The sequence below is a fragment of the Clavibacter sp. B3I6 genome (assembly GCF_030816895.1).
GTDB lineage: Bacteria > Actinomycetota > Actinomycetes > Actinomycetales > Microbacteriaceae > Clavibacter.
On record NZ_JAUSYL010000001.1, the window covers coordinates 2,340,510 to 2,363,863 of the forward strand.

At 76.0% G+C, this 23,354-nt stretch carries 26 protein-coding genes; 10 read left to right on the forward strand and 16 right to left on the reverse strand.

The window, feature by feature from the left end; all coding sequences use genetic code 11:
* The first annotated feature begins 26 nt into the window (after nt 1-26).
* Nucleotides 27-494: a nuclear transport factor 2 family protein gene (locus QFZ62_RS11295; protein WP_307505681.1), complete on the forward strand. Its 468-nt coding sequence runs from the start codon at nt 27-29 to the stop codon at nt 492-494.
* Between the two features lie 93 nt (nt 495-587).
* On the opposite strand, the gene ectB is transcribed toward QFZ62_RS11295, so the two are convergent.
* Nucleotides 588-1,898: a diaminobutyrate--2-oxoglutarate transaminase gene (gene ectB / locus QFZ62_RS11300; RefSeq protein ID WP_307505684.1), complete on the reverse strand. Its 1,311-nt coding sequence runs from the start codon at nt 1,896-1,898 to the stop codon at nt 588-590.
* A gap of 172 nt (nt 1,899-2,070) precedes the next feature.
* Here ectB and QFZ62_RS11305 point away from each other — a divergent pair, with 172 nt between their 5' ends.
* A complete protein-coding gene (locus QFZ62_RS11305; protein WP_307505687.1) occupies nt 2,071-2,958 on the forward strand; it encodes an alpha/beta fold hydrolase in 888 nt (295 codons plus the stop codon).
* Between the two features lie 228 nt (nt 2,959-3,186).
* Entirely contained in the window at nt 3,187-4,590 is a 1,404-nt protein-coding gene (locus tag QFZ62_RS11310) for a glycoside hydrolase family 28 protein (RefSeq protein WP_307505690.1), read from the forward strand.
* Nucleotides 4,591-4,643: 53 nt separating this feature from the next.
* On the opposite strand, the gene QFZ62_RS11315 is transcribed toward QFZ62_RS11310, so the two are convergent.
* The 7 genes from QFZ62_RS11315 to QFZ62_RS11345 form a co-directional block, all read right to left on the reverse strand.
* The gene (locus QFZ62_RS11315) at nt 4,644-5,300 is read right to left on the reverse strand and encodes a HEAT repeat domain-containing protein (protein WP_307505693.1); all 657 of its coding nucleotides are present in this window, start codon (nt 5,298-5,300) and stop codon (nt 4,644-4,646) included.
* A 62-nt stretch (nt 5,301-5,362) separates the two neighbouring features.
* Nucleotides 5,363-6,472: a VIT1/CCC1 family protein gene (locus QFZ62_RS11320; protein ID WP_307505695.1), complete on the reverse strand. Its 1,110-nt coding sequence runs from the start codon at nt 6,470-6,472 to the stop codon at nt 5,363-5,365.
* Between the two features lie 247 nt (nt 6,473-6,719).
* Nucleotides 6,720-7,577: a M56 family metallopeptidase gene (locus tag QFZ62_RS11325; RefSeq protein WP_307505698.1), complete on the reverse strand. Its 858-nt coding sequence runs from the start codon at nt 7,575-7,577 to the stop codon at nt 6,720-6,722.
* Nucleotides 7,578-7,671: 94 nt separating this feature from the next.
* A complete protein-coding gene (locus QFZ62_RS11330; RefSeq protein ID WP_307505700.1) occupies nt 7,672-8,133 on the reverse strand; it encodes a MarR family winged helix-turn-helix transcriptional regulator in 462 nt (153 codons plus the stop codon).
* A gap of 113 nt (nt 8,134-8,246) precedes the next feature.
* Nucleotides 8,247-8,963, reverse strand: coding sequence for an HAD family hydrolase (locus QFZ62_RS11335; RefSeq protein WP_307505703.1), 717 nt, complete (start codon nt 8,961-8,963; stop codon nt 8,247-8,249).
* Nucleotides 8,964-9,020: 57 nt separating this feature from the next.
* The gene (gene nucS, locus QFZ62_RS11340) at nt 9,021-9,716 is read right to left on the reverse strand and encodes an endonuclease NucS (protein WP_307505706.1); all 696 of its coding nucleotides are present in this window, start codon (nt 9,714-9,716) and stop codon (nt 9,021-9,023) included.
* Nucleotides 9,717-9,725: 9 nt separating this feature from the next.
* Entirely contained in the window at nt 9,726-10,670 is a 945-nt protein-coding gene (locus QFZ62_RS11345) for a DMT family transporter (protein ID WP_307507780.1), read from the reverse strand.
* 227 nt (nt 10,671-10,897) lie between these two features.
* Between QFZ62_RS11345 and QFZ62_RS11350 the strand changes: the two genes are divergently transcribed.
* The gene (locus QFZ62_RS11350) at nt 10,898-11,416 is read left to right on the forward strand and encodes a GNAT family N-acetyltransferase (protein WP_307505709.1); all 519 of its coding nucleotides are present in this window, start codon (nt 10,898-10,900) and stop codon (nt 11,414-11,416) included.
* On the opposite strand, the gene QFZ62_RS11355 is transcribed toward QFZ62_RS11350, so the two are convergent.
* The 3 genes from QFZ62_RS11355 to QFZ62_RS11365 all read right to left on the reverse strand — a co-directional run bounded on the left by QFZ62_RS11355 (nt 11,413) and on the right by QFZ62_RS11365 (nt 13,496).
* Nucleotides 11,413-11,973, reverse strand: a complete 561-nt coding sequence (locus tag QFZ62_RS11355; RefSeq protein ID WP_307505712.1) for a GNAT family N-acetyltransferase — start codon at nt 11,971-11,973, stop codon at nt 11,413-11,415. The two genes, QFZ62_RS11350 and QFZ62_RS11355, sit on opposite strands and share 4 nt — an antisense overlap.
* A gap of 65 nt (nt 11,974-12,038) precedes the next feature.
* Nucleotides 12,039-12,566, reverse strand: a complete 528-nt coding sequence (locus QFZ62_RS11360) for a hypothetical protein (protein ID WP_307505715.1) — start codon at nt 12,564-12,566, stop codon at nt 12,039-12,041.
* Between the two features lie 9 nt (nt 12,567-12,575).
* On the reverse strand, nt 12,576-13,496 hold the full coding sequence (locus tag QFZ62_RS11365; RefSeq protein WP_307505718.1) for an AraC family transcriptional regulator: 921 nt from the start codon (nt 13,494-13,496) through the stop codon (nt 12,576-12,578).
* A gap of 115 nt (nt 13,497-13,611) precedes the next feature.
* Between QFZ62_RS11365 and QFZ62_RS11370 the strand changes: the two genes are divergently transcribed.
* From QFZ62_RS11370 to QFZ62_RS11385, 4 genes are all read left to right on the forward strand, one after another.
* Nucleotides 13,612-14,337, forward strand: coding sequence for an SDR family NAD(P)-dependent oxidoreductase (locus QFZ62_RS11370; RefSeq protein WP_307505723.1), 726 nt, complete (start codon nt 13,612-13,614; stop codon nt 14,335-14,337).
* 97 nt (nt 14,338-14,434) lie between these two features.
* Nucleotides 14,435-14,950: an ASCH domain-containing protein gene (locus QFZ62_RS11375; RefSeq protein WP_307505725.1), complete on the forward strand. Its 516-nt coding sequence runs from the start codon at nt 14,435-14,437 to the stop codon at nt 14,948-14,950.
* Nucleotides 14,947-15,909 carry an isoprenylcysteine carboxylmethyltransferase family protein gene (locus tag QFZ62_RS11380; RefSeq protein ID WP_307505727.1) on the forward strand — a complete coding sequence of 321 codons (963 nt, stop codon included), beginning with the start codon at nt 14,947-14,949 and terminating at the stop codon, nt 15,907-15,909. Before QFZ62_RS11375 ends, QFZ62_RS11380 begins: the two co-directional genes overlap by 4 nt.
* A 63-nt stretch (nt 15,910-15,972) precedes the next feature.
* Nucleotides 15,973-16,833 (forward strand): aldo/keto reductase, encoded by an 861-nt coding sequence (locus tag QFZ62_RS11385; RefSeq protein WP_307505729.1) that lies wholly within the window; start codon nt 15,973-15,975, stop codon nt 16,831-16,833.
* A gap of 40 nt (nt 16,834-16,873) precedes the next feature.
* Here the strand turns inward: QFZ62_RS11385 and QFZ62_RS11390 are convergent, their stop codons facing one another.
* Entirely contained in the window at nt 16,874-18,208 is a 1,335-nt protein-coding gene (locus QFZ62_RS11390) for an MATE family efflux transporter (RefSeq protein ID WP_307507783.1), read from the reverse strand.
* 131 nt (nt 18,209-18,339) lie between these two features.
* A complete protein-coding gene (locus QFZ62_RS11395; protein WP_307505731.1) occupies nt 18,340-20,199 on the reverse strand; it encodes an ATPase in 1,860 nt (619 codons plus the stop codon).
* Nucleotides 20,200-20,368: 169 nt separating this feature from the next.
* Between QFZ62_RS11395 and QFZ62_RS11400 the strand changes: the two genes are divergently transcribed.
* Nucleotides 20,369-20,863 (forward strand): MarR family winged helix-turn-helix transcriptional regulator, encoded by a 495-nt coding sequence (locus QFZ62_RS11400; protein ID WP_307505733.1) that lies wholly within the window; start codon nt 20,369-20,371, stop codon nt 20,861-20,863.
* 76 nt (nt 20,864-20,939) lie between these two features.
* Here QFZ62_RS11400 and QFZ62_RS11405 read toward each other — a convergent pair whose 3' ends face one another.
* On the reverse strand, nt 20,940-21,695 hold the full coding sequence (locus tag QFZ62_RS11405) for a ZIP family metal transporter (protein ID WP_307505734.1): 756 nt from the start codon (nt 21,693-21,695) through the stop codon (nt 20,940-20,942).
* Between the two features lie 193 nt (nt 21,696-21,888).
* Here QFZ62_RS11405 and QFZ62_RS11410 point away from each other — a divergent pair, with 193 nt between their 5' ends.
* Nucleotides 21,889-22,260, forward strand: a complete 372-nt coding sequence (locus tag QFZ62_RS11410) for a hypothetical protein (RefSeq protein WP_307505737.1) — start codon at nt 21,889-21,891, stop codon at nt 22,258-22,260.
* 19 nt (nt 22,261-22,279) lie between these two features.
* On the opposite strand, the gene QFZ62_RS11415 is transcribed toward QFZ62_RS11410, so the two are convergent.
* The gene (locus tag QFZ62_RS11415; protein ID WP_307505740.1) at nt 22,280-22,882 is read right to left on the reverse strand and encodes a hypothetical protein; all 603 of its coding nucleotides are present in this window, start codon (nt 22,880-22,882) and stop codon (nt 22,280-22,282) included.
* A 38-nt stretch (nt 22,883-22,920) separates the two neighbouring features.
* The gene (locus tag QFZ62_RS11420; protein WP_307505743.1) at nt 22,921-23,280 is read right to left on the reverse strand and encodes a biopolymer transporter Tol; all 360 of its coding nucleotides are present in this window, start codon (nt 23,278-23,280) and stop codon (nt 22,921-22,923) included.
* Nucleotides 23,281-23,354 lie beyond the last annotated feature (74 nt).

Consider the following 23,354-nt stretch of genomic DNA (forward strand, 5'->3'; position numbering starts at 1 on the left):
CGTCCCCGCTGTCGTACGCTCGCCCGATGGCCCCACCTCTCCCTCCGCCCGGCTGGCACCGACCCCCGGACGCGACGGGACCCGCCGTCAGCAGGGCGGCGGTGCGCGCGTGGCTCGACGCCTACGTCGCCGCGTGGCGGTCGTACGACGCGGGGGAGATCGCGGATCTGTGGTCGGAGGACGCGGTGTGGCACTACCCGTTCGAGGTCCGGGCGACGGGTCGTGCTGCCATCGTCGCGGAGTGGATGAGCGAGCGCGACGCCTTCGTCGGGGAGCGGTTCGAGGCGAGCTACCACCCGGTGGTGGTCGAGGGGGACATGGCCGTGGCCCACGGGCGCACGGTCTTCCTGGCCGACGAGGGCGACGAGGTCGCGACCGCCTACGACAACGTCTGGCTGCTCCGCTTCGACGCCGACGGCAGGTGCACGGAGTTCCACGAGTGGTACGCCGGCCGACCCGAGGACGAACCGGACCGGGCGGTCCCGCGACGCTGACGGATCCGCCGTGCCCCTGCGCCCGCGGCGGACGCACGACGGCCCGGCCACCGCGCGTGCGATGCCGGGCCGTGGTCGGGCTGGATGGGCGGATCAGCTCCCGACGGCCACCGGCAGCGGCACCTCGTCGGCGGCGAGCTCCTCGCTCGTGGATCCGAGGACCTCGCGCACGGACGCGCGGATGATGGCGAGTCCCTCCTCGACCTGCTCGTCGGTGATGGTGAGCGCGGGCAGCACCTTCATGACCGTGCCGCCGGCGCCGCTCGTCTCCATGAGCATGCCGCGCTCGAACGCCGCCCGGCAGACCGCGCCGGCGAGGTCGCCCGAGGGGAACTCGATGCCGCGCGCGAGGCCGCGGCCGCGCACCTTCAGCTGCATCTCCGGCGCGACGGAGGCGGCGATCTCGGTGAAGACCTCGTGGATCCGCTCGCCCTTGCGCAGCGTGGACGCCTCGAGCTCGCCGTCGGTCCAGTACTGCCGCAGCGCCTCGGCGCCCGTGAGGAACGCGGGCGCGATGCCGCGGAACGTGCCGTTGTGCTCGCCCGGCTTCCACTGGTCGAGCTCGGGCTTCAGCAGCGTGAGGGCCATGGGCAGGCCGTAGCCGCCGATGGACTTGGAGAGCGTGACGATGTCGGGGACGATGCCGGCCTCCTCGAAGCTGAAGAACCCGCCGGTGCGGCCGCAGCCCATCTGCACGTCGTCGACGATGAGCACGATGCCGTGGCGCGTGCACAGGTCGCGCAGCTCCCGCAGCCACTCGGCGCTCGCGACGTTGATGCCGCCCTCGCCCTGCACGGTCTCGACGATGACGCCGGCGGGCGCGTCGAAGCCGGAGCCGGAGTCGTCGAGGAGCTTCGCGAAGTACGCGAGGCTGTCGGTCTCGCCGCCGAGGTAGCCGTCGAAGGGCACCGCGACCGCGTGGTGAAGCGGGTGGCCGGCCCCGCCGCGCTTCAGCGCGTTGCCGGTGACCGCGAGCGCGCCCTCGGTCATGCCGTGGAACGAGTTGGTGAAGTGCACGATGGTGGTGCGGCCGGTGACCTTGCGCGCGAGCTTCAGCGCGGCCTCGACCGCGTTGGCGCCGCCCGGGCCGGGGAACATGATGCGGTAGTCGAGCCCGCGCGGCTGGAGGATGACGTCCTGGAAGGTCTGCAGGAAGTCGCGGCGGGCCTCCGTGAACATGTCGAGGGAGTGCGTGACGCCGTCGCGGAGGATGTAGTCGACCAGCTTCTGCTTGAGGGCCGGGTTGTTGTGCCCGTAGTTGAGGGCGCCCGCGCCGGCGAAGAAGTCGAGGTAGCGATCGCCGTCGGCCGTGAACATCTCGCTGCCCACCGCGCGGTCGAACACGACCGGCCAGCCGCGGCTGTAGCTCCGGACCTCGGACTCCATCTGCTCGAAGATCGTCATGCCGTCTCGCTCCTTGCTGCTCAGCGGCGACCTCGGTGGATCGCCTCACGTCGGGCGGGCTCGTGGCTCCGGGCGACGGGGAAAGCGCTGCGATGCGCAGCCCCTCCATCGTCGCACCTCCTCCCGACATCGCAGGAATCCCTCGCGCGGGGGATCTCGGTAGGGTCGCGGCATGGCCGCACCCGGGGACGTCGATCCGCTCCGCGCCCCGGGGACCGCGATGCTGCGGGTGGACGGCCGCGCGGTGCGGCACCGGGTCACCGGCTCGGGGGATCCGGTCCTCCTCCTGCACGGCATCGGCCGCAGCCTCGAGGACTGGGACGAGCAGCACGAGCGCCTGTCCGCGCACCACGAGCTGCACAGCCTCGACCTGCCGGGCTTCGGCTGGTCGGATCCGGTCGACGGCCCCGCGACGCTGGTGTCGCTCGCCGACGCCCTGCCCGGGTACCTCGACGCGGCGGGCGTCCGCGGGCCGGTCGCGGTCGTGGGCAACTCGCTCGGCGGGGCCGTGGCCATGACCCTCGCGGTCCGGCATCCGGACCGGGTGCGCGCGCTCGTGCTCGCCGACAGCGCGGGCTTCGGGCGCGAGGTCACCGTGGGCCTCCGCCTCCTGGCGTTCGACCCGCTCGCGACGCTCCTCCTCCGCCCCACGCCCGGCAACTCGCGGCGCTCCACCCGCAGCGTCTTCCACGACGCGGCCCTCACGACACCGGAGCGCGTCCGCCACGCGCAGGCGCTGTCCGCGCGACCGGTGCACGCGGTCACCATGCTCGAGGTCGCGCGCGACCTGGGTACCGTGCGCGGGGTGAGCTCCGGGTGGCGCCGACCGCTCGTGGACGCGGTGCGCGCGAGCGGCCTCCCCGTGCTCGCCGTCTGGGGCGACCGCGACCGGATCCTCCCTCCCGCGCACCTGCGGGCCGTCGCGCGGGAGCTGCCGCACGCGCGCCTGGAGCTGATCTCCCGCTGCGGCCACATGCCGCAGATCGAGCGGCCGGACGTCTTCGCCGGCCTCGTGCGCCGGTTCCTCGCGTCGCTTCCGGAGGAGCCCGCGGCGCCCTGAGGAGGAGTCACGCGGGCCGGGAGCCCGCTCCCTATCGTGAGGGTCCTCCTCGATCCGGCACCAGCGGATCCCCCTCCCATGGAAACGGTCTCCGTCGTGCGCCTTCGTGCCCCCCTTCCCTCCCCCGGCGCCTCCGTGACGCTCGCGGTTTGCGTCCTGCTCTGCCTCGGCGGGGGCTCCCCGGCCCTCGCGTCGCCGTCCCTAGCGTCCCCGGCCCTCGCGTCGCCGGTGCCGCCCGTCTCCGACCCGTCGGCGTCCGCCGTCGGCGTCGCGGCCCACGGCGACCGCCGCGTCGTGACCGAGCCCGCCGCGCCCGCGACGACGTGCGCCACCGTCCCGGCGCGGGTCGCCGTGTCCGCGCGGAGGGCGTCGGACGCCGACGAGGCTGACGCGCCGGACGGGCCGCGCATCCAGGCGGCCCTCGACGCGTGCGCGGGGAAGGGCGGCGCGGTCCGGCTGCAGGCGTCCGGCGCCTCCGCGAGCTTCCTGAGCGGGCCGCTGTCCGTCCGGGCGGGGGAGGTGCTGCTCGTGGAGCCGGGGGCCGTCCTGTACGCGTCCCGCGACGCGACGGACTACCAGGTGGCCGGGCGGCCCCGCTGCGGGACCATCGGCGGGGCCGGCGACGGCTGCCGTCCCCTCATCACCCTCTCCTCGCACTCCGGCATCGCGTCGAGCGGAGCGCCGGGCACGGTCCGGGGCCGCATCGACGGGCGCGGCGACATGCCGATCCTCTCGGGGACCGTGAGCTGGTGGCAGCTCGCGGCGTCCGCCAAGGAGGGGGGCAAGCAGAACGTGCCGCGGCTCGTCGTGGCGACGCGCGCCGACGACGTCACGCTGCACGACGTCGACCTCGTCTCGTCCCCGGGCACCCACGTGTCCTTCGACCACGGCCTCGGGCTCACGGTGTGGGGCGTGGTGATCCGGACGCCCGCCGGCGCGCGCAACACCGACGGGATCAACCCGGCGGGCGCGACCGACGTGACCGTCGCGCACTCCTGGATCAGCGCGGGCGATGACGGGATCGCGATCAAGGCGGGGTCGGCGCCGTCCGCGCACATCAGCATCGTCCAGGACCACCTGTTCGGCACGCACGGCATCTCCATCGGCAGCGAGACCGCGGCCGGCGTCAGCGACGTCCTCGTCGCGGACGACACGGTGTCCGGCCGCGACGCCTTCGGCACCCTGAGCGTGGCGGCCGGGGGGATCCGCATCAAGAGCGCGGGCGGCGTCGGCGGACTGGTGCGCGACGTCGAGTACCGCGACGTGTGCGTCGACCAGGTGAAGTACCCGATGCTGTTCGACTCCAGCTACGGCGAGGCGTCCGTGGGGTCGGCCCCGCACTTCCAGGACATCGTCGTGGACGGATTCCGGGCCACCGCGTCGCTGCACCTCGCGTCGTCGTCGCTCGAGGGCTACGACGCCGCGCATCCGCTCGGCCTCGAGCTCCGGCGCACGGCCGTCGACGCGGCCCCGGTCGGCGCCGCCTTCGCCGACATCACCACGGCGGGGGCGACGTTCGGCGGCGTGCCGCTGGCCTCGACCCGGCCGGACGTGCGCATCACCGCCGGCCCGGCCGTGGGCAGCCCGCCCGCGTGCACGTCGCCGGCGTTCCCGGCGGTCGGCGGGCGCTGAGCGGGCTCGACGACGGCGACGACGACGGCCGGACCGGGTCGGTGCGAGCCTCGCTAGGAGCGGTCGGCGTCCTCGTCGGAGGGGTCCCGATCCGTGGTGTCGGTGTCGTCGTCGTCCGCGGTCGCCGCGCTCGCCTCGGCGGCCGCCTGCGCGTGGCGCCCGGCCGGGGAGAGGACCTGGTCGTGACGGGCCGCGAGGGCCTCGAGGCCGTCGTGGGCGGCGACGCGGACGGAGGTGTCGGGGTCCGTCAGCGCGCGGCGGATGACGTCCTCGTCGGACGGGCCGCCGACGGCGCCGAGGGCGCGCAGGGCCGCGCCGCGGACGCGGGCGTTCTCGTCCGTGACGAGCACCGTGAGCGCGCGGACCAGCGGCAGCTGCCGCGCGGCGACGACCTTCGCGCACGCCTCGCGCACGCGCCAGGCGCGGTTCGTGAGGTTCTTCTCGACGACCTTCGCGGCCTCCGGCGTCCAGGCGTAGAGGAGGGCGCGCGCGCCCCAGGCCTCGGGCCAGTAGAGGGGAGGCGCGCCGTTGAGGATCCCGCGGGCGTGGCGCCCGCCGACCAGCGTCAGGAAGTCGTCGCCCTCGTACAGGCCGTCCAGCAGGCCCATCGCCCGCAGGGCGACCTCCCGCTCGCTCGTGCGCGCCACCGCGTCGCTCATGCGCGTCGCGAGGGAGTCCTCGCGACGGCGGGGGTCATCTCCGTCAGCCATGGGCTCCACCGTATCGGCTGCGGCAGGCGCGTCCCGCCGCCGGGAGGGGGCGGGACGCGGGATCACCCGACCTGGGTGTGGAAGAGGAGTCCCAGGAGGTAGGTGGCCCCGGCCGCGCCGAAGCCGATCAGCAGCTGGCGGCCGGCACGGCGGAGCGGCGGGCCGCCGCTGAGGAGGCCGGTCACCGCGCCCGTGATGGAGAGCGCGATCGCGACGAGCACGCACGCGACGGCGAGGGCCGCGAGCCCCTGGAGGCCGAAGAGGTACGGGAGCACGGGGATCACGGCGCCCGACGCGAAGAAGCAGAAGCTCGACAGGGCCGCGCCCCAGGCGGTGCCGACGCTCTCGTGCTCGTCGTCGGACGCGCCCACGCCCACGATGGTGACGGGGATCGGCCGGGTCTCGGCGGCGAGGTCGCGCAGCACCTCGTCGGCGTGGGCGAGCGCCTCCTCCTCCGTCATGCCGCGGGCGCGGTAGACGAGGGCGAGCTCGTTCGCGTCGACGTCGAGGTGGGGGAGGGCGTCGCGCGTGCCGGGACCGGGGGCCGAGGCGTCGAGCAGCTCGCGCTGCGAGCGCACGGAGACGTACTCGCCCGCGCCCATGGAGAGCGCGCCGGCGAGGAGGCCCGCGAGGCCCGTGGCGAGGATCACCGCGTTCGGGACGCCGGTGGCCGTGATGCCGAGCACGAGCGCGAGGTTGCTCACGAGCCCGTCGTTGGCGCCGAACACGGCGGCGCGGAAGGTGCCGGACAGGCGCAGACGGCCGCGGGTGGCGAGGCCGCGCACGACCTCCTCGTGCACGCGCTCGTCGGCGGCCATGGCGTCGGTCGCGTCGGCGTCGTCGGCGTACGGCGAGCGGCCCTCCGCGCGCTGCGCGAGCGCGAGCACGAAGACGGAGCCGAAGCGGCGGGCGAGGACGCCGAGGATCCGCGTGCGGACGTCGCCGCGCACGGGCTTGCCGACGCGGTCGCCGAGGAGCTCGATCCAGTGGTCGGCGTGGCGGCCCTCGGCCTCGGCGAGGGCGAGCAGGATCGCGCGCTCCTCCCCGGTGCGTCGGCCGGCGAGGTCGCGGTAGACGGCGGCCTCGGCGCGCTCGTCGGCGAGGTACTGCCGCCAGCGGCGCACCTGGGCGGGCGTCGGATCGGGCGTGCGGGCAGGGGGCATGGCGGTCATGGGTCCTCCGGTCGGGCGACGGCCGGGAACCCGGGGGCTCCGGCCGACGCGACGGCGCGCGTGCGCCTGTCGTTCGTCTGGCCGAAGGTCTCGTCCGCCCACCGCGCTCGTGCTCCGGGGCGGGTGATGCACCGGGCCCGGGGGCCAGCATGTCGACGCATCGCCGTCCGGTCCGGGGACCGGGGGGACTACTCCCCTTCGCCGTCGACCCTATCGCACGGCTCCGAGCGGGCCGGCGGCCGGGAGGTCAGGCCGGCGGCAGCAGCACGATGACCAGGGGCAGCGCCGGCAGCGCGCACGCGACCGCGCACAGCAGCCGCAGCGCGACCCGGTGCCGGCCGCGGGGGTGGAGCAGGCGGTCGGCGCGGAGGGCGGAGAGGCCGCCGTCCGGATCCAGCTTGCGGAGGGCCGAGGCGACCGTGGCGGCCCCGGAGACGCGGGCCGCGTGGTCGTCGGCGATGAACTCGATGGCGATGGTGGTGGAGAGCGCGAGGCGCTGGCTCGCGGGCAGCGCCGGGAGGATCGCGCGGGAGACCTGCGCGAGCCGCACCGCGAGCGCGTGCCGCTGCTCCAGGTGCGCGCACTCGTGCTCGAGGACGGCGGCGAGCTCGTCGTCGTCGAGCCGCGCGCGGGCCTCGGTGGTGAGGAGGATCACGCCGGTCGCGGGGGAGAGCGCGGCGAGCGGCACGTCGGACTCGACGATGCGGGCGTCCCGCCCGGCGACCCGGTACGGCCGCGACGCGAGCAGCAGCGTCGCGACCTCGCCCGCGCGCCGCCGGGCCTCCCGGACCACGCGGACGCCCTCCTCCACGATGCGGAACAGCAGCACCCCGAGCACGCCCGCCGCGACGTACGCGAGCGGCACGGCGGCGACCGCGGCCTGCTCGGGAGCCGCGCCGGCCTGCAGCGCCATGCCCTGGTGGATGAGGAGGCCGAGCCCGGAGCCGAGGCTGAGCACCGCGGTGACGAGGAACCCGTGCCACGCGGCGAGCATCGCGACGGGTCGCTGGGAGACGAGCGGCAGGCGGCCGAGCAGGAGCGGCGCGAGGAGCGTCACCGTGACGTAGCACTCCAGGAGGAGCACCGCGCGGACCGTGTCGCTCACTGGTCGCGCTCCGATCGGGTGGTGCGGATGCCGGCGCGCAGGGCGCGGCCGACGGGGGCGGTGCGGGGTGGTGCGGGTGGTGCCGGGACCAGCGTCAGATGGTCTCGGGCAGGGCCTTCGCGTTGTCGATGACCTGGCTCAGCACGCCCTTCAGGGCCTCGAGCTGCTCCTCCGTCATGGAGAGGCGGTCGCGGATCCGCTGCGGGATGTCCACGGCCTTCTCGCGCAGCTCGCGCCCCTGGTCGGTGAGGCCGATCTCGAGGACGCGCTCGTCGGTGGCGCGACGCACGCGCCACACGTGGCCCATGGCCTCGAGCCGCTTGAGGAGCGGGGAGAGCGTGGCGCTGTCGAGCTGGAGCTCGTGGCTCAGGTCCTTGACCGAGCGGGGCCCGCGCGCCCAGAGCGCGAGGAGCACGAGGTACTGGGGGTGGGTGAGCCCCAGCGGGTCGAGGATGGGTCGGTAGAGGGCGGTCACGCTGCGGGCGGCGACGACGAGCGAGTAGCTGACCTGCCTGTCGAGCGCGAGCGGGTCCTGCAGGTCCTGCGGTGTTGACATTGTTCCTCCGCGGGTCATTCTGTCACTCCGTGTTGCTAACCCCGGGGCGAACGGGGTCCGGCAGGCGGATCTGTGGAAAGGCTCCTGCTTGTGAGGGATTCGGAGCGGACCGCTCAGGCGGCGGGCGTCGGCACCGACGGGACCAGGCGCGCCTCGAGCTCCGCGGCCGTCTCGACCACCGCGATGGTGCCCGCCGCCTCGGCCGGGCTGCCGTAGCCCCAGCCGACCATGACGGTCGGGATGCCGTGGGCCGCGGCGCCGAGGACGTCGTGCTCGCGGTCGCCGACCATCACCACGTTGCCGAGGTCGACGCCCGCCTCGCGGAGCCGGCGGAGCGCCTCCTCGATGACGTCGGCCTTCGCGGATCGCACCTCGTCCTCGCTGGCGCCGCAGATCTCCGTGAAGAGGTCGGTGAGGCCGTAGTGGTCGAGCACGCGGCGGGCCTGGGACTCGGGCTTGCTCGTGGCGAGGGAGAGGGGGATGCCGGCCGCGCGGATCGCGCGGAGCACCTCGGGCACGCCCGCGTAGACGGAGCTGTCGAAGACGCCGCCGCCCGCGTAGCCCGCGCGGTAGTGGGCGAGGGCGCGCTGCTGGGCCGCGTCGTCCATGCCCGCCAGGTCGCGGAAGGAGTCGAGGATCGGCGGCCCCACGTACTCGAGCAGCGGGGCCGGGGCGGGGACGGGCAGGCCCATGAAGACGAGGGTCTTCGCGAGCTGCGCCGTGATGCCGGGGGCCGAGTCGGTGATGGTGCCGTCGAGGTCGAAGAGGATGCAGCTCCAGGGCGCGGAGCCCGCGGCGGGGGATGGCGTGGTCGTGTCGGGTGCGGTCACGCTGCCACCCTACGAGCCTCCCCGGGGCGACGGCCGGGAGCCTCCCCACGGGGCGGGTCAGAACAGGCGGGAGTGCCCGTCGTCGAGCCCGCGCATCGCGTCGTAGTCGAGGAGGAGGCAGCGGATCCCGCGGTCCTCGGCCAGGGTCCGGGCCTGCGGCTTGATCTCCTGCGCGGCGTAGACGCCCGTGACGGGGGCGAGGTGCGGATCCCGGTTCATGAGCTCCAGGTAGCGCGTGAGCTGCTCGACGCCGTCGATGTCGCCGCGGCGCTTGAGCTCGACCGCGACCGAGCGGCCCGCGGCGTCGCGCGCGAGGATGTCGACCGGCCCGATGGCGGTCATGTACTCGCGGCGCACCAGCTCGTGGCCGTCGCCCAGCAGGTGGATCTGCTCGGCCAGCAGCTTCTGCAGGTGCGCCTCCACGCCGTCCTTCACGAGGCCCGGGTCGATGCCGAGGTCGTGGGCGGAGTCGTGCAGCACCTCGTGGATCGAGACGACGAGCATGTCGGCCGTCTTCGGCTGCACCACGCGCCAGATCTCGCGGACGCCCGCGAGCGCCTGCTCGTCGTCGGGCTCGACCTCGACGATCGTGCAGGGCGGGCTCATCCAGTTGAGCGGCTTGTAGGAGCCGCCGTCCGAGTGGACGAGGAGGCTCCCGTCGGCCTTGACCATGAGGAGGCGGGTGGCGAGGGGGAGATGCGCGCTGAGACGGCCGGCGTAGTCGACGGAGCAGCGGGCGATGACGAGACGCACCCGGCGAGCCTAGCCGGGCGTCGGAGGGGTGCGCGTCGCGGCGGCCGGGGCGTCGCGAGCGGCCGCGGTGGCCGCGGTCCGGCGGGCGCGGCGGCGGCCCTGGGAGAGGAGCACGCCGAGGAGCACGAGGGCGGCGCCGGCGGGCTCGTTCCAGTGCAGGGTCTCGCCGAGCACGAGGATCCCGAGCGCGACCCCGACGACGGGCGTGATGTACGTGACCGTCGAGGTGGCGGTGGGGCCCCAGGCGAGCAGCACGTTCATGTTCCAGAGGTACGCGAGACCCGTGCCGACCACGCCGAGCACCACGAGGCTGAGCACGACGGGGAGGTCGAGCTGCACGGGGCCGGTGGCGAGGAACGGGGTGGCGAGGATCATGGCGGCGGCGCCCATGCCGATCTGCATGAAGGCCGTGACGACGCCCGGGATGCCGCGGTGGGTGAGGAAGCGGCGCAGGTAGCTGAACGTGATGCCGTAGCAGACGGCCGCGCCGAGGCACGCGAGCTGGCCCGCGAGCTCGAGGAGCGGCTGGCCGGACGCGGCGGCCGAGGCGTTCGGCGTGAGGCGCCACGGGCCGATGATCACGACGACGCCCGCGATCCCGACGGCGATGCCCGCGAGCTGACGGCGGCCGAGCTTCTCCACGCGGAAGGCGAGCGTCGCGAGGAGCGCCGTCATGATCGGCGTGGTCGCGTTGTAGATGCTCGCGACGCCCGAGGTGACGTGCTGCTCGGCCCATGCGAACAGCGAGTACGGGATGGCGGATCCGACGACGCCGACGACCGCGAAGTGCAGCCACACGACGCGCTCCCTCGGGAGCGGCAGGCGGCGGGCGGCGACGATGAGGCCGAGCGCGATCGCGCCCAGCACCAGCCGCGTCCACGACACCTGGCCGAAGGAGACGCCCTCGAGCGCGACCTTCATGAAGAGGAAGCTCGCGCCCCAGACGGTGCCCATGGCGGCGAACTGGACGGCGATGCGGCGGCCGCCGGGAGCCGCGAGCGCCGCGACGGGGGAGGCGGGAGCGGCGGCGGAGGCGGAGGGCGTCGGGGCGCCGCGGGGTGTCACATCGCCACTGTATCGGCGGGGTGGGACGCGGTCACGGGCGGGCGGCGGTGACGGTGCGGATCGCGAGGATCACCGCGCCGCCCTGGTTGCGCGTCGATGCGTGGGAGGCTCGGGCGATGACGACGTCGCCCGCCACCGTGCTCGTGACGGCGCGGTTCGCGCTCGAGCCGCTGGTGGTCGCGCACGCGGGGGAGATGGTCGGCGTGCTGGCGGATCCGGCGCTGTACCGGTTCACCGGGGGCGAGCCGCCGACGCTCGACGCGCTGCGCGCCCGGTTCGCGCGGCAGGCGGTCGGGCGCTCGCCGGATGGATCCGCGCGCTGGCTCGTGTGGGTGATCCGCGTCCGCGCCTCGGGCCGGGCGGCCGGCTTCGTGCAGGCGACCGTGACCGGCGACGCCGGGGCGCGCGTGGCGGAGGTCGCGTGGCTCGTGGGGACGGCGGCGCAGGGATCCGGCGCGGCGGCCGAGTGCGCCGCCGAGGTTCTCGCGTGGCTGCGGGAGGACGGCGTCGGGATCGTGCGCGCGAACATCCACCCGGATCACGCGGCGTCGCAGGCCGTCGCCCGGCGGCTCGGGCTCGCGCCGACGGACGTGCGCGTCGAGGGCGAGGCCCGCTGGGAGCTGCGCGCGGGCTAGGCGCCGTCGGCGGACGGGTCCCGGAGGGCGCAGGTCATCCACACGGTGTCGCCGTGCTCGGGATCCGGCGTGACGCGTCCGCTGTCCGTGAAGCCGGCCTTCTCCAGCACGCGGAGGGACGCCGCGTTCCACCGGCGGACCGTGGACCAGAGAGTGGAACGGCCCGACGCGCGGGCGGCGTCGACGACGGCGTACGCCGCCTCCGTCGCGAGCCCTGCGCCGTGCACCGCCCGCAGCAGCTCGAACGCGAGCTCGGGCTCCTCCACGGAGGCGCTGCCGACGACCAGCCCGCAGTAGCCGACGACGCCCGGTGCGTCCCGCCGCTCGATGGCGAGCAGGCCGATCCCGGTGCGCAGCGACTCCTCCGCCTGCACCGTCAAGCGGTCGCGGACCTCCTCGCGCGTCGGACGGCCCTCGTCGTCGACGCGCCGGTGCGGGGGATGCCGGGGGTCGCGCTCCGCCCAGAGGCGGTGCACGACGTCGACGTCCGACGGGCCGAGCGGCCGCAGCCGCAGGCGGGCGGTCTCGAGGAGCTCGGGGAGCGGGGACGCGGTCATGCCCTCACGCTACGTCGGGCGCTCGCCGCGGCGGCGGCGCGTGCGGGGATCGGGTGCCGAGCGGATCAGTGGACGGCCAGCTCCACCACCAGCACCGCCGCACCGAGCGCCGCGACGCCCGCGAGCACGAGGAGCTTGACGCCGACGCCCACCCGCAGGCGGCGGACCGCGAGGAGCGTCACGAGCACGAGCGTGGCCACGAGCACGATCGCGATGATCCGCAGGGCCGCGGCGAGGTCGAGCACCCCGAGGGCGGAGAGGCCGAGGATCGCCAGCGGCGCGGGCAGCACGCCGAGCGAGCTCGCGCACACGTAGAGGATGTGGCCGACGTCGCGCCGGTCGGGCACCTCGCCGTCACGCACCATCTGCGCGATGAACTCGGCCACCGACACGGCGAGCAGCGTGCCGACGACCGTCAGCAGGAGCGTGGCGGCGGCGGCGCCGACGGTCGCGTGCTCGGGCTCGCGCGCCGTGGCGATGGTCACCGCGAGCGCGGTGAACGTGACGTAGATGCGCTCCTTGAGGGCCTCCGACCGCTGCTCGGCGTCGGGGCGGCGGCGGTCGGGGGTGCGCGGCGGGTGCTGGTCTTCCACGGGCTCAGGCTAGGGGTGGCGGATGCGCCGACGGTACGTGAGCGGCGCCTCGCCCGTGTGCCGCTTGAAGGCGGAGCTGAAGGCGCTCTCCGACCCGTACCCGAGCGCGGCGGCCAGCTCGCCGACGCGCGCGTCGCCCGACCGGAGCTCGCGGCGGGCGAGGAGCATCCGCCACTCGATGAGGTACGCGAGCGGGCTCGTGCCCGCCACCTCCCGGAACCGCTGCGCGAACGTCGAGCGCGACATGGCGGCGGCCCGCGCCAGGTCCTCCAGGCTCCAGCCGCGTCCGGGCTGCGCGTGGATCACGGCCAGGGCCGGGCGCAGCCGCTCGTCGGCGAGCAGCCGCAGCCAGCCGGCGGGCACGTCGGGGTCGACCATGGATCCGCGGATGAGGTCGAGGACCAGCAGCTGCCCGTACTGGCGGACGGCGAAGGCGGCGCCGGGGCGGTCCGCGGCGAGCTCGGCGGAGATCCGGTGGACGTGGCCCCGCGCGTCGGCCCCGTACGGGCTCGACCGACCGATGCGCGCGACCGGCGGCAGCACGGAGGTGAGCAGCTCGCGGCCGAGGGGATCGAGGTCGATGCGGCCGCCGAGGACGACGTCGGCGTCGGGGTCACCGAGGTCGGCGTCCCGGAGCGGGGAGCCGGGAGCGGGCGGGGCCACCTGCACCCGCGGTCCGTCGCCGCGCCCGCCCTCGAGCGTCAGCCAGGCGCGGCCGTTCAGCACCGCCACGTCGCCCTCGTCGAGCTCGAGGGGCGCGTCGAGGCCGTCCGCGTCGAGGCGCGCACCGCCGCGGACGACGGCGATGAACGTGATCTCGTCCTCGACCTGCCGGCGCGTGCGCCACCGGCCGCGCACGACGGCCGTGCCGGTGACCACGCCCCGCACCTCGATGAGGTCGAGGACCTCCGAGAGCCGGTCGTCCGTCATGGTCGGACTGTACGACATGGAAGGCGCACTCGGCGTCATTCACAGTCCGGACCCGCGCCGTCAGGCTGAGGGGAGCGTCGGGGATCGGCTCCGACGGGACCTGCAGGAGGACCGCATGATCGCTCTCGTCACGGGAGGCAACAAGGGGATCGGCCGCGAGATCGCGGCCGGGCTGGCCGGGCTCGGCCACGCCGTCGTCATCGGCGCGCGGAGCCGGGAGCGCGGCGAGCAGGCGGCGGCCGCGCTGCGGGCCGCGGGCGGCGACGTGTCGGCGGTCGTCCTCGACGTGACCGACGCGGCGTCGATCCGGGAGGCCGTGGCGGCCGTGGAGGCGCGGCACGGCCGGCTGGACGCGCTCGTCAACAACGCGGGCATCAGCGCCCAGCCGGGGGCGGGCTTCGCGGGGCAGGTGCCCGGGACGGGCGACGTCGACCACGTGCGGTACGTGCTCGAGACGAACGTGCTCGGGGTGATGGGCGTGACGGAGGGCTTCCTGCCGCTCCTGCGGCGCTCGGACGCGCCGCGCGTCGTCAACGTGTCGAGCAGCGCCGGGTCCCTTGCCGCCATCTCCGACCCCGGCAACGCGGATCCCATCGCGCTCGGCTACGTGCCCTCCAAGACCGCGGTCACGGCCCTGACGATGATGTACGCCCGCGGCCTGGTCGGCGAGGGCATCCTCGTCAACGCGGTGTGTCCCGGCTTCGTGGCCACCGACCTCAACGGCTTCCGCGGCGTCCGGACCCCCGAGCAGGGCGCGCGCCAGGCGATCCGCATGGCGACCATCCCCGCCGACGGCCCCACCGGCACGTTCACGGACGAGGACGGGCCGGTCGCCTGGTGAGGCGGGCGGGTGAGCGGGGGCGGGCGCGCTGACGGTCGGCGTGCGCCCGGTCGCGGACCGCCCGGCCGCCGCCCGGCCGCGTGGGAGCATCGGAGCCATGAGCGACCCGACCGCGCCCGTCTCCCCGCCCGACCTCGACGCGGCCGCGCGGATGTGGGCCGCGTACGCCGAGGCGCACCCGCAGGCCGTCGCCGCGGGGCCCGAGCACACGGTCGAGCACTTCGGCGACCACGCGCGGCTGGCCGACGAGCTGCTCGGGATCGTGCTGTCCGGCCGGAAGCGCGCCACCGCCGAGCTGGTCGCCGACTTCCTGGCGCGCGGCGACGAGGTGCCGCGGATCGGCTCGCACTGGATCGCCTGCGACAGCACCGGGGCGCCGCGCATCGTGATCCGCAGCACCGAGCTCCGCGTCGGCCCCTTCACGAGCGCCGACGCCGCCTTCGCGCACGACGAGGGCGAGGACGACCTGTCGCTCGAGAGCTGGCGCACGCAGCACCGCGTCTACTGGGAGCGCGTGAGCGCGGCCCGCGGGGCCGTGTGGTCGGAGGACGAGGAGATCGTCTTCGAGCGCTTCTCCGTCGTCTGGCCGCCGGAGCACGCGGACCCGCGGTGACGCGCACGGGGCGCGCACCGAGCGCGCGCACGTGGGCCCGCCTCTGGTTCGCCGCGCAGGCGCTCGGCGGCGCCGCGTGGTGGGTGGCCGTGCCGACCATCCCGGCGGTGCGCGTCGCGACGCTCGGCTCGCTGGATCCGCTGCCCGTCGCCCTGCTCGACGTCCCGCTGTTCGTGGTGGGGTCGGCGCTCGCGGCGGCGGGGATCCGGTGGGCCGCGGTCGTCGCCGCCGGGTGGACGCTCGTGGTCGCCGTGGCACTCGCCGGGTACGCGACCGTGACGACCGAGGCGGGGATCGGCGTGGTGGTCATGGCCGCGGCGGCGCTCGGATCCCTCGTCGCCTGCGCCCTGCTGCTCCTCGGCCGCCTCCCGACGCGGTGGGCGCTCATCGGCCCCTTCGCCGCGCGTCCCGCGGACGCGAGCGCTCCCACCTCGCGGCACGTCCTCGCGACGGCCCTGCAGATCGTCGTGTTCTGGGGCTCCTTCCTCGTCGTCGCGCCGCTCGCGATCCGCTGGCTCGAGCTGCGCTGGCGGGTCGCGGTGCCGCTGCCCGCGGGGGCGCCGGCCGCCGTGGTGCCGGCTGCGGGGATCGCGGTGCTGGTGCTCGCGAGCGCGCTCGGGATCTGGTCGGCGGCCGCCATGTCGACGCGCGGCGGCGGCACCCCGCTCCCGGCCGCGACCGCGACCCGGCTCGTCATCGCGGGCCCGTACCGCTTCGTCCGGAACCCCATGGCGCTCGCGGGCGTGACGCAGGCGGCCGCGGTCGGGCTGATCCTCGGGTCCTGGCTGGTCGTCGCCTACGCCGTCATCGGCTCGTCGCTCTGGAACCACGTCGTGCGTCCGGGCGAGGAGGCCGACCTCGAGGCCCGCTTCGGCGACGCCTTCCGCCGCTACCGCGACGCCGTGCGCTGCTGGGTGCCGCGGTTCCCGGGCGTCGAGGCGACGCCGCGCGGGCGCTGACCGCGGGGGGTGCGCGCCGCCCGGCCGAAGCCGCCCAGGCCGCTCGCGCGGCATCGGCGCAGGATGGACGGGATGGCTGACACCGAGATCCCCACGACCACCTTCCCCGACGGCCGCACCGCCGTCGCCCTCGCGCAGGGCACCTGGAACATGGGCGACGACCGCGCCGCCCGATCCACCGAGCTCGACGCCCTGCGCGCCGGCCTCGACGCGGGCCTCACCGCGATCGACACGGCCGAGATGTACGGCAGCGGGCGATCCGAGGAGCTCGTCGGCGAGGCGATCGCCGGCCGCCGCGACGAGGTCTTCCTCATCAGCAAGGTGCTGCCGTCGAACGCGTCCCGCCGCGGCACGGGCGAGGCGGCCCGCCGGAGCCTCGCGCGCCTCGGCACCGACCGGCTGGACCTCTACCTGCTGCACTGGCGCGGATCCCACCCCCTCGCCGACACGGTCGCCGCCATGCAGGAGCTCGTGGAGGAGGGGCTGATCCGCGCGTGGGGCGTCAGCAACCTCGACGGCGAGGACCTCGACGAGCTGGCCGCGATCCCCGGCGGCGACGCCGTGCAGACCGACCAGGTGCTCTACAACCTCGCCCAGCGCGGGCCCGAGCACGACGTGATCCCGTGGGCCCGCGATCGGCGCATGCCCGTCATGGCGTACTCGCCGCTCGACCAGGGCCGGCTCGCGACGGATCCGACGCTCGCCGCCCTCGCCGCGCCCCTCGGCGTGAGCGCCGGCCAGCTCGCGCTCGCGTGGGTCGTGCGGCAGGCGCCGCACGTCTTCGCGACCGCCAAGGCCGCGACGCCCGCGCACGTCGCGGAGAACCGCGCCGCGCTCGACCTGGTGATCCCGGAGGAGACCCTCGCTGCGCTCGACCGCGCGTTCCCGGGGCCGTCGGGCGCGGGTCCGCTCGCGATGTACTGAGGCGTCGCGCGGGTCGCGCGCGCCGCGCGGGTCGCGCGCGTCAGGCCCGCGCGATCCCCGTCACGATCCACCGGTCGCCGCGCGCCCGGAGGCCGAGCGTGAGGGCGCGGGCGCCGATGTAGACGAGGCCGAAGGCCGCCCACAGCGCGAGGAGCGCCGGCGTGCCGGCGACGCGGCCCGTGCCGGTGAGCCATGCCACGAGGATCAGCGCCGGCGCGTAGACCGCGAGGTTCACGACCCCCGCGAGCGCGAGGTAGCGGGCGTCGCCGGCGCCGATCAGCACGCCGTCGAGCACGAACACGTACCCGGCGACGGGCAGGCCGACGGCGAGCACGAGGGTCACGGCGGTGAGCATGCGGTGGATCCCCGCGTCGCCCGTGAAGACCGGGCCGAGCAGCGGCGAGAGGGCGGCGAGGACGAGGCCGAGGACCGCGCCGAGGCCGACGCCCCACTGCACGAGGCGGCGGGCGACCGCGCGGACCCGGGGCACGTCGTCGGCGCCGAGGCCGTGGCCGACGAGGGCCTGGCCCGCGATGGCGAGCGCGTCGAGCACGAAGGCGATCGTCGAGAAGAGCGTGAGCGCGATCTGCAGGGTCGCGAGCCCGGTGACCCCGAGCCCCGCGCCCACCGCGACCGTCGCGAGGATCGCCGCCCGGAGCGACGCGGTGCGGAGCAGGAGCCAGCCGCCCGATCGCGCCGAGCGCGCGACCCCGCGGAGGCCGGGGCGCAGCGTGGTGCCGGTCCGGCGGGCGGCCCGCACGGCGATCGCGACGAACACCGCGGCCATGCCCCACTGCGCGACGACGGTGCCCCACGCGGATCCGGCGATGCCGAGCCCGAACCCGTAGATGAGGAGCGCGTTGAGGGCCGCGTTCGCCGCGAACCCGCACACGGCGACGACGAGCGGCGTGCGCGTGTCCTGGAGGCCGCGGAGGAGGCCGGTCGCGGCGATCACGAGGAGCATCGCGGGCATCCCGGCGAGCGAGATGCCGAGGTAGGTGCGGGCTGCATCGACGACCTGGGCGGTCGCGGCCGGATCCGCGTCGGCCCCGCCGGTGTCGGCGAGGGCGCGCACGAGCGGATCCGCGACGGCGAGCCCCACGACCAGCACCACCGCGCCGAGCGCGAGCGCCAGCCACAGGCCGTCGATGCCCGCCCGGATCGCGCCCGGCAGGTCGCCCGCGCCGAGCCGCCGCGCGACCGTGGGCGTGGTCGCGTAGGCGAGGAAGACGAGGAGGCCGACGATCGTCTGCAGGATCACGCTCGCGATGCCGAGGCCCGCGAGCGGCGCGCTGCCGAGGTGGCCGACGAGCGCCGTGTCGGTGAGGAGGAACAGCGGCTCGGCCACGAGCGCGCCGAGCGCCGGGACGGCCAGCGCGAGGATCTCGCGGTCGAGCGGGCGCCGGACGCGTGGGCGCCGGACGGGCCTGCGCCCGCCGGGCCCGCCCTGGACGGGCCCGCCTCGACCATCCGGCTGCCCGGCGTCCGGGTTGCGAGCCGCGTCCGTCAGCGGACCGCGTGCGCGAGGCGCTGCACGACGCCGGCGGCCGCCGACGTGAAGGCGCGCAGGGCCTCGGGGTCGAGCGAGCCGAGCGAGATCGGGCCGCGCTCCGCGATGTGCGCGTCGTACGGCACCGTGAAGATCTGCGCCGGGCGGGCGTCGTCGAGGATCCGGTCGATGCGCGCGACGACCGCGGGGTCCTCCGGGCGTCCGTCGTGCAGGCGGATGATGACGGCGTTGTCGGCCAGCATCGCGGCGTGGCCGCCGAGCTCGCGCAGGAAGTCGAGCAGCGCGACCGCCTCGAGCACGGCGTCGCCGGCGTTCAGCACGGGGACGACGAGCACGTCGGTGACCTCGATGGCGCCGCGGAAGGCGGACGACGACGGCTGGTTGCCGGAGTCCATCACGCGCACCGCGTAGTACTCGTCGATGAGGCGGGCGACGCCCACGACGTCCTCGCCCGTGAGCTCGCGGCGGGGGCCGACCGACGCGACGACCGAGGCGAAGCTCGTCTGGGGCGCGGTGTAGCCGGCGAGCTGGCCGGCGCTGTGGATCTCGTCGCGGTCGCGCACGAGCTCGCCGAGCCCGCGCTGCGGCTGGCCCTCGGCGCGGTAGCCGAGCGCGCCCGGGTCGTCCGTGACCTCGACCACGGCCACGGATCCGCCGCGGATGGAGCCGAGGACGCCGCCGAGGATGAGGCTCGTGGGCGTCTTGCCCACCCCGCCCTTGCGGTTCGCGACCAGCACGCTGACCGCGCGCGACCAGGTTGCCTGGCGGATGACGCGCTCGTCGCCCTCGCGACGCGCGACCTCGGCGTTCGCCGCGGCCTCCTCGGGCCCGGGGCCGATCTTGAAGACGCCGCCCGTGACGGAGTTGACGAATCCGCGGAAGCCGGTGCGCGCGACGACCGGTCCGCGCGGGGGGCGCTGGCCGGCCTGCTCGGGGAAGAGGGTCAGGGCGCTCGTGGCGGCGTCCGTGCGCGGCGTGCGCATGGCGTAGCGCTGCGGATCCGCGTCGGGGAACGCGGTGAGGTCGATGCCGGGACGGGGAGCGTCGGCGGACTCGTCGGCGTCGTCGTCGTCGGGGGCGGCGGGGAGGGAGGCGACCGGGGTGGGTTGCGGCTCGGAGGACGCGGATGCTGCGGGGGCGGATGCGGGGGCCGGCTCGGGGAGCGCCGGCTCGGGCGCGGCGGCGACCGCGGCGGGGGCCGGCTCGGCGGGCGCGGCGGCGGCGGGCGACTCCGCGCTCGGGCGCAGCGGCATGCGGAAGGGGTGCGCGTTCACGACGTGCGGGGCGGGCACGGTCCACGCGGATCCGGCCTCGGGGGCGACGACCGCGTCGAAGGGGGAGGGGGATGCGGAGCTGTTGTCCGCGTCGTCGTCGCTGTCGTCGGCGCCCTCGGGGAGCTCCTCGGCGTCGTCGTCCGCGTCCTCCGCGGCGTCCACCTCGGCCTCGCGCTCGTCCTCGACGAACAGCTCGTCGAACGCGTGCGTGCCGACGATCTCGACCTCGCCGGTGTCCTCCGCCTCCGCGTCTGCATCCGCGTCCTCGGACGCGGATGCGGCGGGCGCCAGGTCGTCGATGCCGTCGGACTCGTCGTCGTCGGCGGGCTCGGGCTCGTCACCGGCGTCGGGCGCGACGTCCGAGGATCCCGGCCGGACCCGGTCGGGACCGAAGAGGCCGCCCTCGGAGGTGCGCGGGACGGCGGGGAACGGATCCACCCAGCGGTGCGCATCACCCGACGCGTCGCCCGGGCGGTCCTGCTCCATCTCCTGCTGGCGGCGGCGCAGCTCCCTGCGGCTGAGGAGGGGAGGCTCCGACGCCCCACCCTCGCGGTGGCCGGTGTCGTGCGTGTCGTCGGTCATGTGGCTCGCCTTCGTCATCCCCGCCTGCGCGGACGAGGCTACCAGGGGGCGGTGCCGCGGCCGGATCGCGCCGATCGCGGTCACCCGGCGCCCCGCCGACTGCCGTCGCGTCCCCGCGGGCTCCTCCCGCGTGCCGGATGCGCGGATCGGCGTCGGTTAGGGTCGGCACGTGATCCCGGCCCCCTCCACCGACCGCCCCGCGGACGCAGCCGACGACCGCTCGGCCGCCGTCTCGTCGGTCGCCACGGAGCTCGGCGCCCTGCTCATGTCGATCCGCTCGCTGCGCATCGAGGAGGCGGCCGTCTTCCACCCGGGCCTCCAGCCGGGCGCGTTCGCGGTCGCCCGCTGGATCCGCACGGCCGGGCCGGTCTCCGCCGGCGCCGTCGCGACGGGCCTCCTCATGGACAAGAGCTCGGTCAGCCGGCACCTCCGCGTGCTGCGCGAGGCCGGCTACGTGCAGGACGAGCCGGATCCCGAGGACCGCCGGTCCACCATCCTCAGCCTCACGCCGCTCGCGGAGGAGCGCCTCGAGCAGGTGCGGGCGGGCACGCGCGAGCGCCTGCAGAACCGCCTGTCCGGGTGGGACACCCCCGAGGTCGAGCAGCTCGCCGGCCTGCTGCACCGCTTCAACGTCTCGCCGCGCGACCGTCCCGCCGACGACTGATCCCGACCACTGATCCCGGGGCCGCTCCGGCTGCTGCCGCTGCCGCCGCCGCCCTCGCCGCCGCGGTCGCGGGCGGTCACCCCGCCTGGTGCACCGCGTAGCTCGCCACGAACCCGAGCACCGTCACGAGGCCCGTGAGCGCCTGCGCCTTGCGGAACGCCTCGGGGATCATGGTGTCGCAGATCATCGCGAGGATCGCGCCGGCCGCGAACGCCATCACGACCGACTGCCCGCTCTCCGGCAGACCGCCGAGCAGGGCGTACCCGCCGAGCGACGAGAGGGCGCAGATGACGGCGATGGAGGTCCAGAGCCCGAAGACGTAGCGGGCGCCGCGGCCGGACTCCTTGAGGTCGGCCGTGCTCGACATCCCCTCGGGGAAGTTCGAGATGACGACCGCGACGAGCACGCCGACGCTCAACGCGCCGCCGCCCGTGAGGCTGAGGCCCTGCACGGCCGTCTCGGGCACGCCGTCGAGCAGGGCGCCGAGCGCGATCCCCACCCCGGTTCCGCCCGAGGCGCCCGCCGCGCCCGCCCCGCCCTTCCGCCGGTGCTGCTTCCGCCGGAACCCGCCGTGCTCGAGGATCTGGTCGAGCACCACGTACACGACCGCGCCCGCGACGAACCCCGCGATGGTGGGCACCACGCCGCCGCTCGCCGCCGCCTCGTCGACCAGGTCGAACGACAGCGCGGAGATGAGCACGCCGGCGCCGAACGCCATCACGAGCGCGACGACCTCGCGCGGCACCTTCACGAACCAGGCGACGAGGGATCCGACGACGAGCGAGAGACCGGAGAGCAGACCGGCGAGCCCGGCCAGGAGGAGAGGCGACATGCCTCCGAGGATGCTCCCTCCGGGCGCGCGCGTCAGCCCGGACGGCGCTCCGGCGGTGCGCCCGCTTGCGACCGGCTCCACGGATCGATTCAGTGGACCCATGCGACGGCGACGGGTGGGGGATGCGCGCGCGAGGGCGTCGGGCGCGAGGCAGCGCCTCCGGACGGCCATCGTGCTGGTGTCCACCTCGGCCGTGACCGCGGGCCTCGGTATGACCGTCCTCCTGCTCCTGTCGTCCGCCGAGACCCCGCCGGAGGCCTTCCCGGTGCATCCGCTGCCCGTGCCCGCTGTGGCGGCCGCGGCGCTGTGCGCGGCGGTGCTGGCCGCGCTCGGGGCGACGCCCTATCCGCTGGGGCGGGGGCGCGCTCCCTGGCCGGCGCTCTGGGGGGCCTCGATCGCCGGCGTCCTGGTCCTCGCGGCCGTGGTCGTGGCGGTGGCGCTCGCGGCAGCGGGTGACGCCTCGCTCGGGCTCGTGTTCGGCATGCCGCTGGCAGCCCTGTCAGCCGTCGCCGCCGTGCCGATGACCGAGGGGATCGTGCGCGCTCGGGACCGGGCGCGGACCTGAACCGCGTGCCGAGGCCCGATCAGCGCCCGGACACCCCCGCGTCGCGGAGCGCGAGGTCGGCGAGCTGCCGGACGACCCGCGGGTCGCCCGCGCGCCAGGCGGCGACCGGATCCGGGTGCGCCTTCAGCAGGGCCGCCGGCTTCCGGGACGAGAGGGCGCGGAGCGCGAGCAGCTCGGTGCCGCCGGGCGTCGCGGCCAGCGTGCGGGCCGCCGCCGCGCGCCGCACGAACGAGACGCGGCGGAGCAGCCAGTGGCGCACGATGAACGCGATCGGCACGAGGGCCACGAGGATCCCGACCACGAGCGCGATCGTGCCGACGAGCGCCTGCTGGTCGCGCCCCGCCTGGATGAGGCCGGTCCCGATGCCGCTGGCGTCCTCGAACGGACCGCGCGCGGCGTCGCCCACGAGCGGCAGGCGGCCGAGCGCGTCGGCCGCGTCGGTCATGGATCCGCGCAGCTGCGCCCCCGAGGTCTCCATGCTGCGGCCGAGGTCGCCGAGCGGGCGGATGAGGGCGGCCACGGCGATCCCCACGAGCACCGAGACGACGATGCCCGCGAGCGCCGCGGTGTCGGCCGCGATCTGCCGGGCGCGGACGAGGGGGAGCGCGGAGTAGAGCTGCATGCGTCCAGCCTGCCCTGCGGGCGGACGGGCCGCGCGCGTCAGGTCGTCGGGTCGTCGAGCGCGTCGAGCTCCCGCAGCGCCTGCCGGGCCCGCTCGAGGCGCGCGTCCTCGGGCTCGTCCCACCAGCGGGGTCCGCGCTCGCCGAGGCCGTGCTTGGCGAGGCCCACGCGCGTGCGGGACGCGGCCACCGCGTCGTCGTCGCCCCGGCGCTTCGCCGCGCCGACCCCGGACCGGCCGCGGCCGAGGTGCGACGTCAGGGCCGTCACGAGGTCGGCGGGCAGCGACGGATCCGTGCGCGGCCACCGTCGCCCGCCCACGACGAGCCAGCGTTCGTCGTCCGTCGAGCCGTCGCCGGAACCGGAGCCCGCATCGTCGGGATCCGCGGGCTGCTCGCTCATCCCCCGACGCTAGCCCCCGCGGCCCGGACCGGACCGCCCCGCACGCGCGAGGGCCGGGGCGCACGCACGCCCCG

What these genes read in the sequence shown, in the direction of transcription:
- QFZ62_RS11405 (WP_307505734.1), bottom strand. Translation starts at nt 21,695, where the DNA reads ATGTCGCCTCTCCTCCTGGCCGGGCTCGCCGGTCTGCTCTCCGGTCTC.
- QFZ62_RS11295 (WP_307505681.1), top strand. Translation starts at nt 27, where the DNA reads ATGGCCCCACCTCTCCCTCCGCCCGGCTGGCACCGACCCCCGGACGCG.
- QFZ62_RS11385 (WP_307505729.1), top strand. Translation starts at nt 15,973, where the DNA reads ATGGACGGGATGGCTGACACCGAGATCCCCACGACCACCTTCCCCGAC.
- QFZ62_RS11345 (WP_307507780.1), bottom strand. Translation starts at nt 10,670, where the DNA reads ATGGGCACCGTCTGGGGCGCGAGCTTCCTCTTCATGAAGGTCGCGCTC.
- QFZ62_RS11350 (WP_307505709.1), top strand. Translation starts at nt 10,898, where the DNA reads ATGACGACGTCGCCCGCCACCGTGCTCGTGACGGCGCGGTTCGCGCTC.
- QFZ62_RS11330 (WP_307505700.1), bottom strand. Translation starts at nt 8,133, where the DNA reads ATGTCAACACCGCAGGACCTGCAGGACCCGCTCGCGCTCGACAGGCAG.
- QFZ62_RS11315 (WP_307505693.1), bottom strand. Translation starts at nt 5,300, where the DNA reads ATGGCTGACGGAGATGACCCCCGCCGTCGCGAGGACTCCCTCGCGACG.
- QFZ62_RS11365 (WP_307505718.1), bottom strand. Translation starts at nt 13,496, where the DNA reads ATGACGGACGACCGGCTCTCGGAGGTCCTCGACCTCATCGAGGTGCGG.
- QFZ62_RS11305 (WP_307505687.1), top strand. Translation starts at nt 2,071, where the DNA reads ATGGCCGCACCCGGGGACGTCGATCCGCTCCGCGCCCCGGGGACCGCG.
- QFZ62_RS11415 (WP_307505740.1), bottom strand. Translation starts at nt 22,882, where the DNA reads ATGCAGCTCTACTCCGCGCTCCCCCTCGTCCGCGCCCGGCAGATCGCG.
- QFZ62_RS11355 (WP_307505712.1), bottom strand. Translation starts at nt 11,973, where the DNA reads ATGACCGCGTCCCCGCTCCCCGAGCTCCTCGAGACCGCCCGCCTGCGG.
- QFZ62_RS11370 (WP_307505723.1), top strand. Translation starts at nt 13,612, where the DNA reads ATGATCGCTCTCGTCACGGGAGGCAACAAGGGGATCGGCCGCGAGATC.
- QFZ62_RS11375 (WP_307505725.1), top strand. Translation starts at nt 14,435, where the DNA reads ATGAGCGACCCGACCGCGCCCGTCTCCCCGCCCGACCTCGACGCGGCC.
- ectB (WP_307505684.1), bottom strand. Translation starts at nt 1,898, where the DNA reads ATGACGATCTTCGAGCAGATGGAGTCCGAGGTCCGGAGCTACAGCCGC.
- QFZ62_RS11320 (WP_307505695.1), bottom strand. Translation starts at nt 6,472, where the DNA reads ATGACCGCCATGCCCCCTGCCCGCACGCCCGATCCGACGCCCGCCCAG.
- QFZ62_RS11395 (WP_307505731.1), bottom strand. Translation starts at nt 20,199, where the DNA reads ATGACCGACGACACGCACGACACCGGCCACCGCGAGGGTGGGGCGTCG.
- QFZ62_RS11420 (WP_307505743.1), bottom strand. Translation starts at nt 23,280, where the DNA reads ATGAGCGAGCAGCCCGCGGATCCCGACGATGCGGGCTCCGGTTCCGGC.